The 15,105-nt window shown below is 56.2% G+C and carries 11 protein-coding genes; 5 read left to right on the top strand and 6 right to left on the bottom strand.

The annotated features are described in order from the left end of the window. Positions 1–67: 67 nt before the first annotated feature. Complete coding sequence (locus K3819_RS15725) at positions 68–331, top strand: hypothetical protein (protein WP_178076439.1); 264 nt, start codon at positions 68–70, stop codon at positions 329–331. On the opposite strand, the gene K3819_RS15730 is transcribed toward K3819_RS15725, so the two are convergent. Both K3819_RS15730 and K3819_RS15735 read right to left on the bottom strand, forming a co-directional pair. Then, positions 291–1,604, bottom strand: a complete 1,314-nt coding sequence (locus K3819_RS15730; protein WP_085610389.1) for an ATP-binding protein — start codon at positions 1,602–1,604, stop codon at positions 291–293. The two genes, K3819_RS15725 and K3819_RS15730, sit on opposite strands and share 41 nt — an antisense overlap. A 4-nt stretch (positions 1,605–1,608) precedes the next feature. Beyond that, positions 1,609–2,310 carry a response regulator transcription factor gene (locus tag K3819_RS15735; protein WP_039768681.1) on the bottom strand — a complete coding sequence of 234 codons (702 nt, stop codon included), beginning with the start codon at positions 2,308–2,310 and terminating at the stop codon, positions 1,609–1,611. 217 nt (positions 2,311–2,527) lie between these two features. Between K3819_RS15735 and K3819_RS15740 the strand changes: the two genes are divergently transcribed. Both K3819_RS15740 and K3819_RS15745 read left to right on the top strand, forming a co-directional pair. Beyond that, positions 2,528–3,685, top strand: a complete 1,158-nt coding sequence (locus K3819_RS15740; protein WP_221397421.1) for an efflux RND transporter periplasmic adaptor subunit — start codon at positions 2,528–2,530, stop codon at positions 3,683–3,685. Positions 3,686–3,700: 15 nt separating this feature from the next. Next, positions 3,701–6,799 (top strand): efflux RND transporter permease subunit, encoded by a 3,099-nt coding sequence (locus tag K3819_RS15745; RefSeq protein ID WP_221397422.1) that lies wholly within the window; start codon positions 3,701–3,703, stop codon positions 6,797–6,799. Between the two features lie 18 nt (positions 6,800–6,817). Here K3819_RS15745 and K3819_RS15750 read toward each other — a convergent pair whose 3' ends face one another. Continuing rightward, entirely contained in the window at positions 6,818–7,780 is a 963-nt protein-coding gene (locus K3819_RS15750) for a transposase (protein WP_221397423.1), read from the bottom strand. A 370-nt stretch (positions 7,781–8,150) separates the two neighbouring features. Here K3819_RS15750 and K3819_RS15755 point away from each other — a divergent pair, with 370 nt between their 5' ends. Continuing rightward, positions 8,151–8,792 carry a DUF1345 domain-containing protein gene (locus K3819_RS15755; RefSeq protein ID WP_085610392.1) on the top strand — a complete coding sequence of 214 codons (642 nt, stop codon included), beginning with the start codon at positions 8,151–8,153 and terminating at the stop codon, positions 8,790–8,792. Positions 8,793–9,072: 280 nt separating this feature from the next. Continuing rightward, positions 9,073–9,519 carry a hypothetical protein gene (locus K3819_RS15760; protein ID WP_221397424.1) on the top strand — a complete coding sequence of 149 codons (447 nt, stop codon included), beginning with the start codon at positions 9,073–9,075 and terminating at the stop codon, positions 9,517–9,519. A gap of 69 nt (positions 9,520–9,588) precedes the next feature. On the opposite strand, the gene K3819_RS15765 is transcribed toward K3819_RS15760, so the two are convergent. The 3 genes from K3819_RS15765 to K3819_RS15775 all read right to left on the bottom strand — a co-directional run bounded on the left by K3819_RS15765 (position 9,589) and on the right by K3819_RS15775 (position 15,084). Beyond that, the gene (locus tag K3819_RS15765) at positions 9,589–11,943 is read right to left on the bottom strand and encodes an autotransporter outer membrane beta-barrel domain-containing protein (RefSeq protein WP_221397425.1); all 2,355 of its coding nucleotides are present in this window, start codon (positions 11,941–11,943) and stop codon (positions 9,589–9,591) included. A 191-nt stretch (positions 11,944–12,134) separates the two neighbouring features. Next, entirely contained in the window at positions 12,135–14,144 is a 2,010-nt protein-coding gene (locus K3819_RS15770; protein WP_085610395.1) for a hypothetical protein, read from the bottom strand. A 133-nt stretch (positions 14,145–14,277) separates the two neighbouring features. Beyond that, positions 14,278–15,084 carry a hypothetical protein gene (locus tag K3819_RS15775; protein ID WP_221397426.1) on the bottom strand — a complete coding sequence of 269 codons (807 nt, stop codon included), beginning with the start codon at positions 15,082–15,084 and terminating at the stop codon, positions 14,278–14,280. Positions 15,085–15,105: the final 21 nt, after the last annotated feature.

Below are 15,105 nucleotides of genomic sequence, written 5' to 3' on the forward strand. Positions count from 1 at the left end.
GAAGACTCATCTTCAGCAACAACGCCAATCACTCACCGGCCCGTTTACACGGGCCGGTGATCCGGTCATGTACAAGATAATCAACTTACTACTGTTGGCTCTGCTGGTCGGTTGCGCAAAAGTGGCGACTCCGCCGGCCGATACGATCAATGTCAACGGCGCGCAAGTACTCAGCGGCCCGGCCATCGCGGCGCAATTCAACACCCTTTACAGTCGCACTTTTCTCAACTGCAACAAGTCCGACTCGCAGCCAGCATTCATGTGTTCGAGGGTAACGCTACGAGTCACGGTCAAGGACCCGGCCACGCCGGGGTTGGCAGCCATAGCCTGAACCGCGCCCCACCCAACGGCGAACCCTCCACCGTCAACGTCCCGCCCTGGGCCTCCAGCGCCCGACGGCTGATGGCCAGTCCCAGACCAAACCCGCCGGTCGCCCGGTCACGGCTGCGATCCAGTCGATAGAACGGCTCGAAAATCCGCTCCCGCTCGTCTTCCGGAATGCCGATCCCGTCATCATCCACCCAGATCTCACAGCCCTTCGGACAAACCTGCACGCCAATCTGAATGCGTTTTTCGCAGTAGCGCATGGCGTTGCGCAGCAAGTTTTGAATCGCACGGGCCGTCAGGCGTGGGTCGAGGGTGAAACGTTCCAGCTGATTGTGCAGCAGCACATCGATGACGATTTCCGGAGATTCCAGCTCTTCGTCGACGCTGCCCAGAATGCTGTCGATGAACTCGTCCAGCGACACTTCGACCTGCTCCGGCAACTTCGCCGGATTCTGCAGGCGACTGTAGGACAGCAACTCCAGCACCAGCTCATCCAGTTCGCGGATGTGCGCGACCAGCCCTTGCAGGCGTTCGCGGCTGGCTTGCGGCAAGTCATCGGACAGCGCCAGCGCCAGGCCGAAGTCCAGGCGGGTCAGCGGCGTGCGCAATTCGTGGGACACGGCGTTGAGCAGGTCCCGCTGCTGGTTGAGCAGGTTTTCGATGTCGCCGGCCATGGTGTCGAACACGTTGGCCAGGCTGCCGATGTTGGAGCTTGGGCCAATTTGCGTGCGCTCGCTCAAATGGCCCTTGCCGAAACGTTCGGCGGTTCCCTTGAGGCGTTCCAGGTCGCGCCAGTGCGGACGAAACCAGAGCAACAGGCACGCCAGCAGACTCGCGCCGATCAGCACGTTGATGCTCCAGTACAACAGGTTCACGTCCATCGGATCCGGCGGCACCACCATCTGCACCGCCATTTCGTCGTTAAGTGGCGTGACCGCCAGCGTGCGCCAGCCCCAGTCGCCCACCCGCACCATGTTCTCGCCACGCCGCAGACGCTCTTGCTCGATGGCGGTGAAGCCAGGGTCATCGATACGGGCGAGCACGATGTGCAGCGGCTGGAAATCCTTGTCCATCGACGCCGCCAGTGCCGGCCACTGATCCTGCGGCACCGCGCGAAACTGCTTGGTGATCAACGATTGCAGGCCACGGGAATAGTCGAGGTTGTAGGTGACGAATCGCTGCTTGAACGCCATCACCACCAGATCCGGCACCAGATAGATCGCCGCGCTGTAGGAAACGATCGTTACCAGATAGAGGCGAAACAGGATTCTGAACATCGAATCAGCATTCCCACTCGGAACGGCTGAACAGATAACCCTTGCCCCACACAGTCTTGATCTTCCGCGCCTCGCCGGCGTGGTCGTCGAACTTGCGTCGCAGTTTGGAAATCGCTACGTCTACCGAGCGGTCGGTGCCGTTGAATTCGATGCCGCGCAGACGTTGCAGAATCTGGTCGCGGCTCAGCACTTCACCGGCGTGACGGGCCAGCACCACCAGCAGGTTGTATTCGCCGCTGGACAGCTCGACCGGTTGTTCACGCCAGGTCACCGTGCGCTCCGATAAATCGATGCACAGATTGCCCATCAGGATGCGGTCGTTGGCGGTCATCGGCTCGCCGAGGCTGCTGCGCCGCAGCAATGTGCGCACCCGAGCCAGCAGGACGCGCGGCTCGCAGGGTTTGGTGACGTAATCGTCGGCGCCCATTTCCAGGCCCAGTACCTGATCGTGGCTGTCGTCGCGGGCGGTGAGCATCAGGATCGGCAGCGTTGCCGAGTCGGCGCGCAGCAGGCGACAGACCTGCAAACCGTCGAGGCCCGGCAGCATCAGGTCGAGAATCACCAGGTCCGGAGGACTCAGCCGCGCCCGTTCGCGCACATGGTCGCCACGGCCGATCACGCTGACGGAATAACCGTTGCGCTCCAGATAGCTGGAAATCAGTTCGGCGAGGGCGGTGTCGTCTTCGACCAGAAGAATGTTGGGCATTGATGATCCAGAAAGTGCTGTGGCGACTGGCAGAGCTTCTTCGACTTGCCCGCGAAGGCGGTTTATCTGTCGCAATAAATATCAAGGCGTAAAGGATATACGCCCTCACCCGTCCCTGAGCAAAACCCTTACACAATTTCACACAGCACCTACAAAGCTTCACCGCTACCCTCGCTGACTGTCCGTAGGATGCGCAGATCAATATTGGGGGTTGTACATGTCGAAGAATCTGCTGGCCGGTCTCGGCCTGATCGTATTGGCGCTGACGCTGAGTGCCTGTGATAAATCCTCGAACGCCGAGGAACAGGCGCCGCCGGCCACCGTGCGGATCGAAACCCTTGAGGCGCACCCCCTGTCGATCAGCAGCGAACTGAGCGGGCGGATTGCCGCGCCGCGCATTGCCGAAGTCCGCGCCCGGGTCGCCGGCGTGGTACTGCAACGTACCTACCGCGAAGGCAGCGACGTGAAAAAGGGCGACGTGCTGTTCCGCATTGATCCGGCGCCGTTCAAGGCCGACCTCGATAGCGCCGAAGCCGCGCTGCGCAAGGCCGAGGCCAACGCGTTCCAGGCAAAACTGCAGGAGCAGCGCTACGCCCAGTTGATCGAAGACAAGGCCATCAGCGCTCAGGACTATGACAACGCCCGCGCCAACGCCCGGCAGACCGCCGCCGACGTGGCCGCCAACAAGGCTGCCGTCGAGCGGGCGAAGCTGAATCTGGGCTACGCCACCGTCACCGCGCCGATTTCCGGGCGCGTCGGTCGTGCTCTGGTGACCGAAGGCGCGCTGGTCGGCCAGAACGAAACCACGCCCATGGCGCTGATCCAGCAACTGAACCCGATCCACGCCGACCTCACCCAGTCGACCCGCGAATTGAATGAACTGCGCCGGGCATTTCGTTCCGGCCAGTTGCAGCAGGTCGGTCAGGATCAGGTCAAGGCCACGCTGATTCAGGACGACGGCAGCCTCTATCCGTTGCCGGGCAAGTTGCTGTTCAGCGACATCACGGTCGATCCGGGCACCGGGCAGATCATCCTGCGCAGCGAGTTCCCCAACCCGGATCTCGATCTGTTGCCCGGCAGCTACGTTCGCGTGCGCCTGGAACAAGGCGTGATCCAGCACGGTCTCACCGTGCCGCAACGCGCGGTGCAGCGAGACAGCGCCGGTGTGGCGCAAGTCCTGACTGTCGACGATCAGATGCGTGTTGCCCAGCAGCCGGTGCAGCTTGGCGCTGTGCAGAACGACCGCTGGATCGTCACCGGTGGCCTGAAGGCCGGCGACCGCATTGTCATCGAAGGCCTGCAACACGCCCGTCCGGGCGAAGTGGTGCAGATCGACGACACCCCTCTTCCACTTGCCCAGACCTCTGGTCAGTAAGCAGGACGCTCTTCTATGCCGCAGTTCTTTATCGACCGCCCGGTGTTCGCCTGGGTCGTCGCGTTGTTCATCCTGTTGGCCGGTGCGCTGGCCATCCCGCAATTGCCGGTGGCGCAATACCCCGACGTCGCGCCGCCGCAGATCGAAATCTATGCCGTGTACCCGGGCGCCTCGGCGCAGACCGTCGATGAAAGCGTGGTCAGCCTGATCGAGGAAGAGCTCAACGGCGCTGATCAGCTGCTGTATTTCGAATCCCAGAGCAGCCTCGGCAGCGCCACGATCAAGGCGACGTTCCAGCCGGGCACCAACCCGGAGCTGGCGCAGGTTGATGTGCAGAATCGCCTGAAGGTAGTCGAGTCACGCCTGCCGCAAGCGGTCAATCAGCAAGGTTTGCAGGTGGAGAAAGTCTCCGCCGGCTTCCTGTTGCTGATCACTTTGACCTCCAGCGACGGCAAGCTCGACGACGTGGCGCTCAGCGATTACCTGGCGCGCAACGTGATGAACGAGATCAAGCGCATCGACGGTGTCGGCAAGGCCCAGTTGTACGGCGCCGAGCGGGCGATGCGGATCTGGGTCGATCCGCAGAAGCTGATCGGTTTCAACCTGACACCCGCTGACGTCAACGCCGCCATCGTCGCGCAGAACGCCCAGGTGTCAGCCGGCAGCATCGGCGATCTGCCGAACCCGAGCACTCAGGAAATCACCGCGACGATTCTGGTCAAGGGTCAGCTTTCGACGCCGGAAGAGTTCGCCGACATCGTGCTCAAGGCCAACCCGGACGGCTCCACCGTGCGCATCAAGGATGTGGCGCGGGTCGAAATCGGCAGCCAGGAATACCAGTTCGGCACCCGTCTTAACGGCAAGCCGTCCACCGCCGTCGGTGTGCAACTGTCGCCGGGCGCCAACGCCCTCAGCACCGCGACCTTGATCCGGGCGAAGATGGATGAACTGTCGCGCTACTTCCCGGCGGGCGTGGAATACAAGATTCCTTACGACACGTCGCCATTCGTGAAGGTCTCGATCACCAAAGTGGTCTACACCCTCGGCGAAGCGATGCTGCTGGTGTTTGCGGTGATGTTCCTGTTCCTGCAGAACATCCGCTACACCCTGATCCCGACGCTGGTGGTGCCGGTGGCGCTGATGGGCACCTTCGCGACCATGCTCGCGCTGGGGTTCTCGATCAATGTGCTGACCATGTTCGGCATGGTGCTGGCCATCGGCATTCTGGTGGACGACGCCATCGTGGTGGTGGAGAACGTCGAACGGATCATGGCCACCGAAGGCCTGTCGCCCAAAGAAGCAACGCGCAAGGCGATGAGCCAGATCACCGGGGCGATCATCGGCATTACGCTGGTGCTGGTGGCGGTGTTCATTCCGATGGCCTTCATGCAGGGTTCGGTGGGTGTCATCTACCGCCAGTTCTCGCTGTCGATGGCCACCTCGATCCTGTTCTCGGCGTTCCTCGCCCTGACCTTGACCCCGGCGCTGTGCGCCACCTTGCTCAAGCCGATCGCCAAGGGCGAACATCACGAGAAAACCGGGTTCTTCGGCTGGTTCAACCGCCGCTTCGAGCAACTGACTGATCGTTATCAGGGCTGGGTGGGTTACGCGCTGAAACGCACCGGTCGTTACCTGCTGATCTACGTTGTGTTGCTGATCGGTCTGGGCCTGTGCTTCGCGCGCCTGCCCTCCTCGTTCCTGCCGGTCGAGGATCAGGGTTACACCATCACCGACATTCAACTGCCACCCGGTGCGAGCAAGAACCGCACGGTGCAGGTGGTCGAGCAGATCGAAGCGCACAACGCCGGCGAACCGGGTGTGGGCGACAGCACCGTGATTCTCGGTTTCAGTTTTTCCGGTAGCGGGCAGAACGCCGCGCTGGCGTTCACCACGCTCAAGGACTGGTCGCATCGCGGCAGCGACGACTCGGCAAGCTCGATTGCCGACCGCGCCAACATCGCCCTGAGCCAGATCAAGGACGCCGTGGCGTTCGCCGTGCTGCCGCCGCCGGTGGATGGTTTGGGTACGTCCAGCGGCTTCGAGTTCCGCCTGCAGGATCGCGGCGGCCTCGGTCATGCGACCTTGATGGAGGCTCGCACCCAGTTGCTCGCGGCCGCCGAGAAAAGCCCGATCCTGATGAACGTGCGTGAAAGTGCGCTGGCCGAAGCGCCGCAAGTGCAGCTGGAAGTGGATCGCAAGCAGGCCAATGCACTTGGGATTTCCTTCGCCGACGTCGGCAACGTGCTGTCCACCGCCATCGGCTCCTCGTACGTCAATGACTTCCCCAATCAGGGGCGGATGCAACGGGTTGTTGTCCAGGCTGAAGGTGATCGTCGCAGTCAGGTCGATGACTTGCTGAAAATGCACGTGCGCAATGACGCCGGGAAAATGGTGCCGCTGTCGGCATTCGTGCGAGCCACATGGACTCAAGGCCCGGCGCAACTGACCCGTTACAACGGCTACCCGGCAATCTCGATTTCCGGTGAGCCGAAACCCGGCCACAGTACCGGCGAAGCCATGGCGGAAATCGAACGGCTGGTGGCGCAAGGGCCGAAAGGTCTGGGTCAGGAATGGACTGGTCTGTCGTTGCAGGAGCGTTTGTCCGGCAGTCAGGCACCGATTCTGCTCGGGCTGTCGCTGCTGATCGTGTTCCTGTGTCTGGCGGCGTTGTACGAGAGCTGGTCGATTCCGACTTCCGTGCTGCTCGTTGTACCGCTCGGCGTGCTCGGTGCGGTGCTGGCGGTGACTTTGCGCGGGATGCCCAACGATGTGTTCTTCAAAGTCGGGCTGATCACCATAATCGGCCTGTCGGCGAAGAACGCGATCCTGATCATCGAGTTTGCCAAGAGCCTGTATGACGAAGGTCACGATCTGATCGACGCTACGCTGCAAGCCGCGCGCCTGCGGTTGCGGCCGATTGTCATGACTTCGCTGGCGTTCATTCTGGGCGTGGTGCCGCTGGCGATTGCCACGGGCGCAAGTTCGGCGAGTCAGCAGGCGATTGGAACCGGGGTGATTGGCGGGATGATCACGGCGACGTTGGCGGTGATCTTTGTACCAGTGTTCTTTGTTGTCGTCATAAAGCTCGTACAACGATTCACCAAACCCCACTGATCTCAAATGTGGGAGATTCTATGTTGCAGGGGAACCCTGCAACCTTAAATTCGGTTGGTATTCGCTCTGGTTTTTCATGAGGGCGAATGCCACCCGGCAAAGCTTGCGGGCGAGGATGACCAAGGCTTGGGTTCTGGCTAGACCTCTTGCCAGATAGGACTCATAGAACGGTTTCCAGACAGGGGACCGACAAGCTGCCATAGCTGCATTGTGTGCAAGACGCCGTAATTCCCCGTCACCTTTTTTGCTCAAGTGGCGAGGACTGTGTTTCTTACCTGAGTCTTTTGCCTTCAAGTCCATTCCCAGAAAGGCGATGAACGCATCGGCGCTGGCGAACTCACCTCGCATGTATGTAGTTGCCAGGCCCGTTGCCGTGAGTTCACCAACTCCTTCAATCGCTTTGCAGCGTCTGATGTTTTCACTAATTCCGGCTTCTTGGCTGACTTTACGAAGCAACTCCTGAATGGCCTGATCCAGCTGTTTGAAATGCTTCAACCCATCGGCCAAAAGATCTTCAAGAAGAGGTTCGGTTGACCAGCTCAGCTTGATACTGACTCGGACCTTCATCAGCTGTGCACGCTTGTTAAGCAGACTTTTCAACACTGTGTAGTGCCGCGGTGGTGGGTTCCAGACCCGCAGCCGATGCTGTTCACTGGTTAGATAACGCGCCAGAAGACGTGCATCACAAGGGTCGGTTTTTGCACGCTGACCGATGCTTTCGCGGTAATGGCTCACCCGGTAAGGGTCCACGATGTAAACCCGATGCCCCATACCATGGGCCAGTTCGGCCGTGTCCAGGTGGTAGAGATTAGTGGCTTCCAGGGCGATTGAGCTTTGGGCGGGCAGGGTCTTCAGCCAATGACCTACAGATGTGCGGTCGTTGTTGATGGCCTGGATGATTTTCAGATCTTCGCGATAAACGACGATTTCGGCCTTGGCCACATCGACACCAATCACCGTTGGCGAGGTAAGGATTGTCATGACGAATCCTCGGAGCTAGGGTTTAAGAGCTTGTCGGGGTCTACCGTAGCGCTGGCTTGCCTCTATCGTCGGTTTTACCGATGAATTCCTTATCGGCGCTTTAGGTAGAAAGGGCGGGACGAGAAGTCTCCCACGGTCCGTACTGGCTAGAGTCGGAATCGAGCTTTTAGTCCCGCCCACCCCTTCAAGTCTAAACATACAAGCGAGCTTGCTCGCGAAAGCGTCGACACATTCAAAGTGGATGTTGGCTGACCGGACGCATTCGCGAGCAAGCTCGCTCCCACAGGGATTTGCAAACATCCGGCATTGTGGCCACACCTGTCAGCGCTGAGCTAAGGTGTCTGAACCACCCTGGCCCATCGAGCCCTCCATGCGCTTTCTCGCTCGCACCCACCCTCGCCTCTCTGCCGCTGCCCTCTTCGGCCTTGCCGTCGGCCTGCTAGTGCCTGCCGATTCTGTCATCAGCAAAATTCTCATCGGCTGGAATGCTGGGGTCTGGACCTATTTGGCCCTGATGCTCTGGCTCACCTCTCGGGCCAAGGCGCCGGACGTCAAGCAAATAGCCGTCGTCGAAGATGAAAACGCCGGGCTGGTGCTGTTCGTGGTGTGTATTGCGGCGCTGGCCAGCCTGGCGACCATCACCCTGGAACTGGCCGGCAGCAAGGATCTGGAAACCACCCGCAAACTCCTCCACTACGGATTTACCGCGCTGACGGTCATCGGCTCATGGCTGCTGATCGGGGTGATCTTCAGCGTCCACTACGCCCGCCTGTTTTACACCTGGGACGGCAAGGAGCCGGCACTGCGCTTTGCCGAAGGTCTGACGACGCCCAACTATTGGGACTTTCTGTACTTCTCGTTCACCATCGGAGTGGCGGTGCAGACGGCGGACGTTGGCGTGGCAACGCGGGAAATCCGCAAGATCGTGCTGGCACAGTCATTGATCGGTTTTGTGTTCAACACAGCGATTCTGGGGTTCTCGATCAATATTGCGGCAGGTTTGTTTGGCTGAGTTTGGCTGCGCTCTACATGCCGATAAACGAACGTTTATATTGAGAAAGGACATGCATCACAAATAGTTATTTATCCGATTTGTAATAACGAATACATTTCCTGCGTCTTTTAGACAGCGACGCCCCCTCAAACTTATTCCAACCACAAAAAATTCGATTTTCATAGCTGTAATATCCGACAGTAGACAAAGCGCGCGAGCAGGCCTTATATAGGTTATCCATGTCCGTTCAAGTGTTTCGGCGTGGAAACCCCTGACAGAACAATCGGAGACTTGACTCATGAGCAGCGCAGTCAGAAAAAACAACTACAGTAGTCAGTTAGCACCCAGGGAAGAATTCACAGCTAACCTGGAAAATGGATCAACATTCAAGGCCTTGTACACTGTGCTTGAAGAGTCCACAACTCCCGGTAGAGGGGACGTATACATGGTGATTGCATATGATCGCCAGAACACTTATGCACGAACATTTACGATCGTGTTCAAGAAAAGCACGCTCGAGGGTAGAATTTCAATAACCGACGACGATCTTGATTCGAACGTGATCTTTAACAACTACGAAGATCCGGAGAATCCGACACTGCAAAAAGCGACTGGCGGAATTCTGAGTTACAAGCTGGACATTGCCGAAAATCAGTTCAGCGGATCCTTCACAGCCGATGTCACCAAAGCCGATGGTAGTGGCACGTTTCCTTGCACTGCGAATTTTGATACCTGGCTCAGCTGAAGATGTGAAAAAAGGCCCTGGCTAATAAACCAGGGCCTTCCTTTTGTTACGTGAGCCTGCGCCAGTGCTCTACCATTTGTATTGAACCCCCACGGTTCCTCCCAAAGGCATCTCTATATTTTTACCACTCATGTATTCGAGTTCTACATGCGCCTGCCAGCGCTCCGACAAATTGTACGCTACACCGCCCCCCAACTCGCCACGAGACCCGGAAAGGTCGTTATTGAACACATTGTTGTTGACCTTGACCTCATTGTTTTTGGAGAACTCGTGAGCAAGCGCCAAGCGAACATAGGGCTGCACGGTTGCGCCGTTAATCAGTTTCACATCGCGTCCAGCCGTAACACCCACTTTGCCGCGCAATGAGCGGGTACGGTCACCCTTAACGCTCAAGCCATTATCCAGACCGTAATCCTTGCCCTTGATTACAGCAGCAGAACCCAGAATAAAGGGCTCCAAGAAGGATCCACGATCAAGCTTTATATGACGGCCGGCTTCGACCGATCCACTGATACCGTTGTTGTCATAATCGCCCTTTGACCGCGAGCCATCGGTCATGCCGACTTTAGCCTCGTTCTGGAAGTGGTTGAGCTTTACAACGCTATCGACATAGTAACCACTCGTTTCATCGATGAAGGTCAGGTACGAACCTATGTAACTGCTAGTGATCGTGCCACTGGTTCCTCGATGCAAGTCCAGATTCGAGGTACTGCGCCCGGCCATCACTCCGAGCAGCCACTGCCCGGCACCCAGGCGTAAAGGCGCATCGGCGCCCAGTGTGAAGCCTTGCTGGCTCTGCTGGTACCCATCACCAAAGGCGTCGGAGACGTTGATCTTGCTGCCATAAACTCTGCCCCAGGCACCGGACTTATCCTGGTTGAATCGGACCTCTCCCATGCGACTGCGGAGTGACATCGCCTCCCCATCCAACACCGTAATGGCGGTGTTGAACAGCGCTGTTACCGCTCGCGTGGATGGGCTGACATTTCGGGCAGTCGGGTCGAGAAACCAGTCGTGACCACTGTCGCTCTGTTTCAATCCGTAGACAAACGCACCGCGATCGACTTCGCCATTGACATTCGCCAGGGAGAAACTGGCGTCTCCTTGTGCAGTGCGTACCAATTGCACGGGTTGTCCGCTGGCCGGCTCTGCTCCGGAACTGTTTACCAGCAGTTGATGATTGCCAGTGGCTGTACCCGTGACGTTCAGGGTGTCGGCCTGGTTCGTCGCGAAATTGACATTCATTTCAAACACGCCGTTACCGGAGAGGTTCTGCACGTCCAATTGATGAAAAGCGCTATCGGTGCCGATCTTGACCGTGCCACCGTTCAGAATCAGGTTTCCGACCTGACTATTGTCCGTCATGTTCCAGCGCGATGAGGAATCAATGGTGGACGACGCCACCCCCGCCATGGCGCCGGTCAATTGCGAACCTTGCGCAAGAGCCACCGAGGCAGTCGCTCCGGTATCCGCTTTCACATCACCGGTCAGCGATCCCTGAGAAAAACTCAATGCGGCCACACTGCTATCTGATACCAGTACGTTACCCGTCAGGTCACTTCGGTCAACGTTCATGCTGACATTGCCGGCGCGCCTGACCTCAAGAACAGTTCCATTACCCCCCTTCAGTGTCGAACCGTTTGAAACATCGATCGATGAAGCAGGCGCGGAGAGGTCCGCGTAGTCAACGACGATGGCCGATCCGCTCTGGCCCTCCACGCTCGAACGATCCAGATGCAATTGGCTCGCCGGGAGTCCGGCCCCTTCAAGCCCCAGTGTTACACCGTTCTGTCCACCCGAAATTTGCGTGTTGTTGCTGGCAGATGCAGTCCCGCTCAGAAGGCTCACACCAGAACTGGCAGCGCCAGTACCTGTGATCGAGGAGTTGGAAAAAGTGAGATTGCTGAATGCCGTCGCGCGTGCGCCGCCCGTTACGCCAGTAATGATGCTATCGCTGACAGTCGCACTTGACCCGGTCGAGGTACTGGTGTTGCGGGCTGCCTGCAACCCGAGACGATTGCTCGAAATAATACTGTTGCCCGAAATGGTCGCGGTACTGTTGAGGAGTTCAAGCCCGGCACGTGCATTACCGCCGCTCACCGTAGTCCCTGCCAGACGCACATCCGAACCTGCGCCTGCGGAAATCTGCTGAGTCCGTGCACCGGTGGCATTCACTTGAGATTGCTGGGCGCTAATATCAAACGTCCGGGCTTGATTGATATTCAACGTTGCATTCTGTGAGAGCTGCCATGATTCCTCATTGTCACCGTTGTTGACGGTGTGAGGCGGGCCACCAACGAGCCCCCCGGCAGTAGCAGAACCGCTGGCTAACAATGAGAAACAGAATGATGAGCTCGTCAGCCAGATTGCCGTCCTTACGCTGGAAGCCACATGTGTGATTTGCCACATAGTAAAAGTACCCAAATTCAGTCCTCCCGAAGGAACGACGATGCTATTTGAACGGGTAAAGATCCTTCACCCACGGCGGCGTTAGCCTACAGGTCCACTTCGTGATGGTCTGTAGGAGAAGTCTGTGAATACCTGCGGAAAATTTTCCGGGCTGAATGAAAGGAGCCTGTCGGAAAACCTGGTTCCCGACAGGCGATTTTATTTCGTTATGGGTTAACCTCGTCACAGTATTTGAAATCACCGTTCAGCAAGGAAACCTCATTGAAAAACTCTTCTGAAGGATTTGGGTGACCGGCGATCAATATCGAATACCAGACTTTGATATAACCGTTGGGCAACCCGGAACCGTTCGGAGGTTGAATAGGCTTCAACCTGGTCAAATAAGGTTTTACATTCAACACAAACTCCGATGGATTCTCACTACCTGTAACCGTGTAAGTATCCTTAAAATCGGTATCTTTAACTGGCTTGGTGCCCAGTGCGTCTTCATACCCCTGTGAATAAACCGTAACGATGGTACCCTCCGGCATGAGCGTGGTATCGATATCTACAGTAACCGGCAATTCAAAATCTGGCCGCGTCAAATATCTGCAGGAGACGAAACCATTAAAGAGCCGAACTCTAGGCTCTGGCAGATCGACTGTTGCCAGATCTACCTGGACTTCAGTCTCTGATGACTCCATGACAGCCGAGCTGAGCGCAGGATTCTCAATCGTCCAGTAGGCATATTTTTTACCAGGCGCTCCAATCACGGCATCAAATTCAGCAGGTGTCATCGTATGGGTCAAGAGCGTCGTCGTCGGTGTCAAATCCAGATCGAAAACTTCAGCGCCATTGATCCAGAGTCGCGCAACGTCCCCCGTTACCGGCACCCAGGGATCGGCTACTTCCTTCATCGGCGTACTGATTGTCACATCCGCAAGTCGATCACTCGAGGTGATATGGTTCAGCTTGTCTGAGGCACCCCTAACCTCAACTTTGACCATCTTTGGATTTTTGATATCCGGAAAACCCGGATTTACCGGGCCAGGGTACAGGAGATTGAGTACAGAATTGACGTCGACGGAAGGCACTGCCGGCTCTATTCCGCGAAGGAAATTATATCTGCCCGTGATCGGTACGGGTGCTGTGGCGTTATTCCAAAGTGCCAGTAATCTGCTGAGTGATATCTGGAATTGCAATAGATTGGCATTATTCAGCGGTAAAGTACCCAAGCCGATTGAGAGAGAGCCATTGGATACAGTCGGAGAAATACGATCAGTATTTCGTGCATTGTCCGGGCGACGGACGTTCAGATAAACCGTTCCCTGCAAATCATTCAGATCAATCGGATCCGGTGAGATACCCTGCGGGAATTCGCAATCGTGAAGCGTGGGAGGTGGAATGCGAGAAACCGTAAAATCGTTCGCAATAGATGGCTCGCTTACATTCCCCGTCAAGTCTTTCAATGTGTACCAGAGGTAATTGAACCCATCCACTTTTGGCAGTTCGCTTGATGGAATATCGACTATATCCGCAATCAATGCTTGACTCAGGAGCAACGTGCCACCTGTGCCATAGTTTTCACCATAGTAAACATCGATCGTGTCATCGTCACTATAGAACTCATAGATTCGACTGACCTGAAGTTTTAAAGTCAAATTATTCGCCAGCCAATCCTCGTCAATTGTTTTGCTCGGGAGGTTTTGATAAATCGCTCTTTCCGGTTGAAATTTCGTACCGGACACCTTATCAACTTCGGGTGGATTCCTATCAACTTCTGCAATCAGCCAATTGGATTTATCTTCATTGCCATCGGTCCCTTTGAATTGCCTTAGCTGAAACTGCCAGGCTGTCGAAGACCGCACCATATCATCATCCAGAAGTGCTGCCGTAGGGATGTCAATAAGAACTTCCGCAGGACGACCCGCGACATTGCCCAGAGTGTCATTGTCGACCATTGTTTCTGTTCCGGTAGTGCCCTTTCTCTGCCACAACTCCCACTCATCACCGTCCTGCGGATCCTGAATCGTGTTCGTTAGAAATTGTACTTGCAAGGTTCCTGAATCCAGGATTGTCTTCGGGACCAGTCTACGCGCCAGCAACCCTACAATCGGGGGATCGGGTAGCCTTGCTCCGAGATTTGAACTGGCAGTACGCAATGCAAAACGCGACTGTTTGGCGAGTTCAACCGACGTCAGCGTCTGACCGCCAGTTGTTGTGGCTTTAACATTCATTTTGGTTTCTCCATGTAAGACAGACAATCCAAGACGTTCAGCAACAAACCCAGAACTGCACAATGGGAAACTTAAATTGCTGTAGCCCAGGGCACAACTTCTTCAGATACATCAATTTTCTATAGTGAAAAACTCAAGGAAACCCCCCGCATGGAATAGGTTCACCTGCAATCATCCGTTCAATTTTTACTACACTTCTGCGAGACCTATAAACTGGAACTCCATTTCGACATATCGTGTACTGGGCTGCTCCGGAATGACCACTTACCATTGGTTTAACATAGGGATCAAACGCAATATCGACAATAAATCCATTAGCAGGATCGCTTCCGGTGATCGTTTTTTTAAACTTATGAATCGGCGTGAGTGCGGGTGGTACGCCGGTTATAGATGCAAAACCTTGCCAATCAAGCTCAAACTCATCCTGATCGGCAAATACCGACTCAGGTAGTATCTTTACTCGAATTTTTTGCGAGACAGGCGTCAAGGAATAACAGTTCAACTCACCATGAATGTTTGCATCAGGAAATTCCGGCCCATGAAGCGACGGTACCAACGTGTGGTCGATGATCAGGGAACGCTTTGGCGAAGGATCCTCATTACCGTTACGCCCCTCCAGAATGTAATAAAGAAGTGCAGAGCCATCAACGCTTATATGCTCTGGTGTTATTGAAAATGTAAACTCGGGTTTATAGTCAAGGTACGTATAGGTCTCGGTAAAAATCTCTGTCTCGTTGCCATTTTGAAACCAGTAAACATGCAAAATGTAATAGTCCGCTGGCTGGCCCGGAGCCGGTTGCACAGGAAAATTTGGCCAAGCTGGCAGTCGTCCGACAGTCCCGCTTATTAAAACCTCGAACGGTATCTTCGCCGGATCGATATCACTTACACCGTCTATTTTTAGAGGTGCGGCAGTTATCTGCTGATCAGGCTTTGACATGGGTATTTTCTCTGGCGAAAG

Source organism: Pseudomonas sp. 3-2, from assembly GCF_019710535.1.
In the GTDB taxonomy this organism is placed as follows: Bacteria; Pseudomonadota; Gammaproteobacteria; order Pseudomonadales; family Pseudomonadaceae; genus Aquipseudomonas; species Aquipseudomonas pharyngis.

Bases quoted from the DNA above. Each gene is read 5' to 3' on its own strand.
- K3819_RS15725 (WP_178076439.1), top strand. From the start codon at position 68: ATGTACAAGATAATCAACTTACTACTGTTGGCTCTGCTGGTCGGTTGC.
- K3819_RS15730 (WP_085610389.1), bottom strand. From the start codon at position 1,604: ATGTTCAGAATCCTGTTTCGCCTCTATCTGGTAACGATCGTTTCCTAC.
- K3819_RS15735 (WP_039768681.1), bottom strand. From the start codon at position 2,310: ATGCCCAACATTCTTCTGGTCGAAGACGACACCGCCCTCGCCGAACTG.
- K3819_RS15740 (WP_221397421.1), top strand. From the start codon at position 2,528: ATGTCGAAGAATCTGCTGGCCGGTCTCGGCCTGATCGTATTGGCGCTG.
- K3819_RS15745 (WP_221397422.1), top strand. From the start codon at position 3,701: ATGCCGCAGTTCTTTATCGACCGCCCGGTGTTCGCCTGGGTCGTCGCG.
- K3819_RS15750 (WP_221397423.1), bottom strand. From the start codon at position 7,780: ATGACAATCCTTACCTCGCCAACGGTGATTGGTGTCGATGTGGCCAAG.
- K3819_RS15755 (WP_085610392.1), top strand. From the start codon at position 8,151: ATGCGCTTTCTCGCTCGCACCCACCCTCGCCTCTCTGCCGCTGCCCTC.
- K3819_RS15760 (WP_221397424.1), top strand. From the start codon at position 9,073: ATGAGCAGCGCAGTCAGAAAAAACAACTACAGTAGTCAGTTAGCACCC.
- K3819_RS15770 (WP_085610395.1), bottom strand. From the start codon at position 14,144: ATGAATGTTAAAGCCACAACAACTGGCGGTCAGACGCTGACGTCGGTT.
- K3819_RS15775 (WP_221397426.1), bottom strand. From the start codon at position 15,084: ATGTCAAAGCCTGATCAGCAGATAACTGCCGCACCTCTAAAAATAGAC.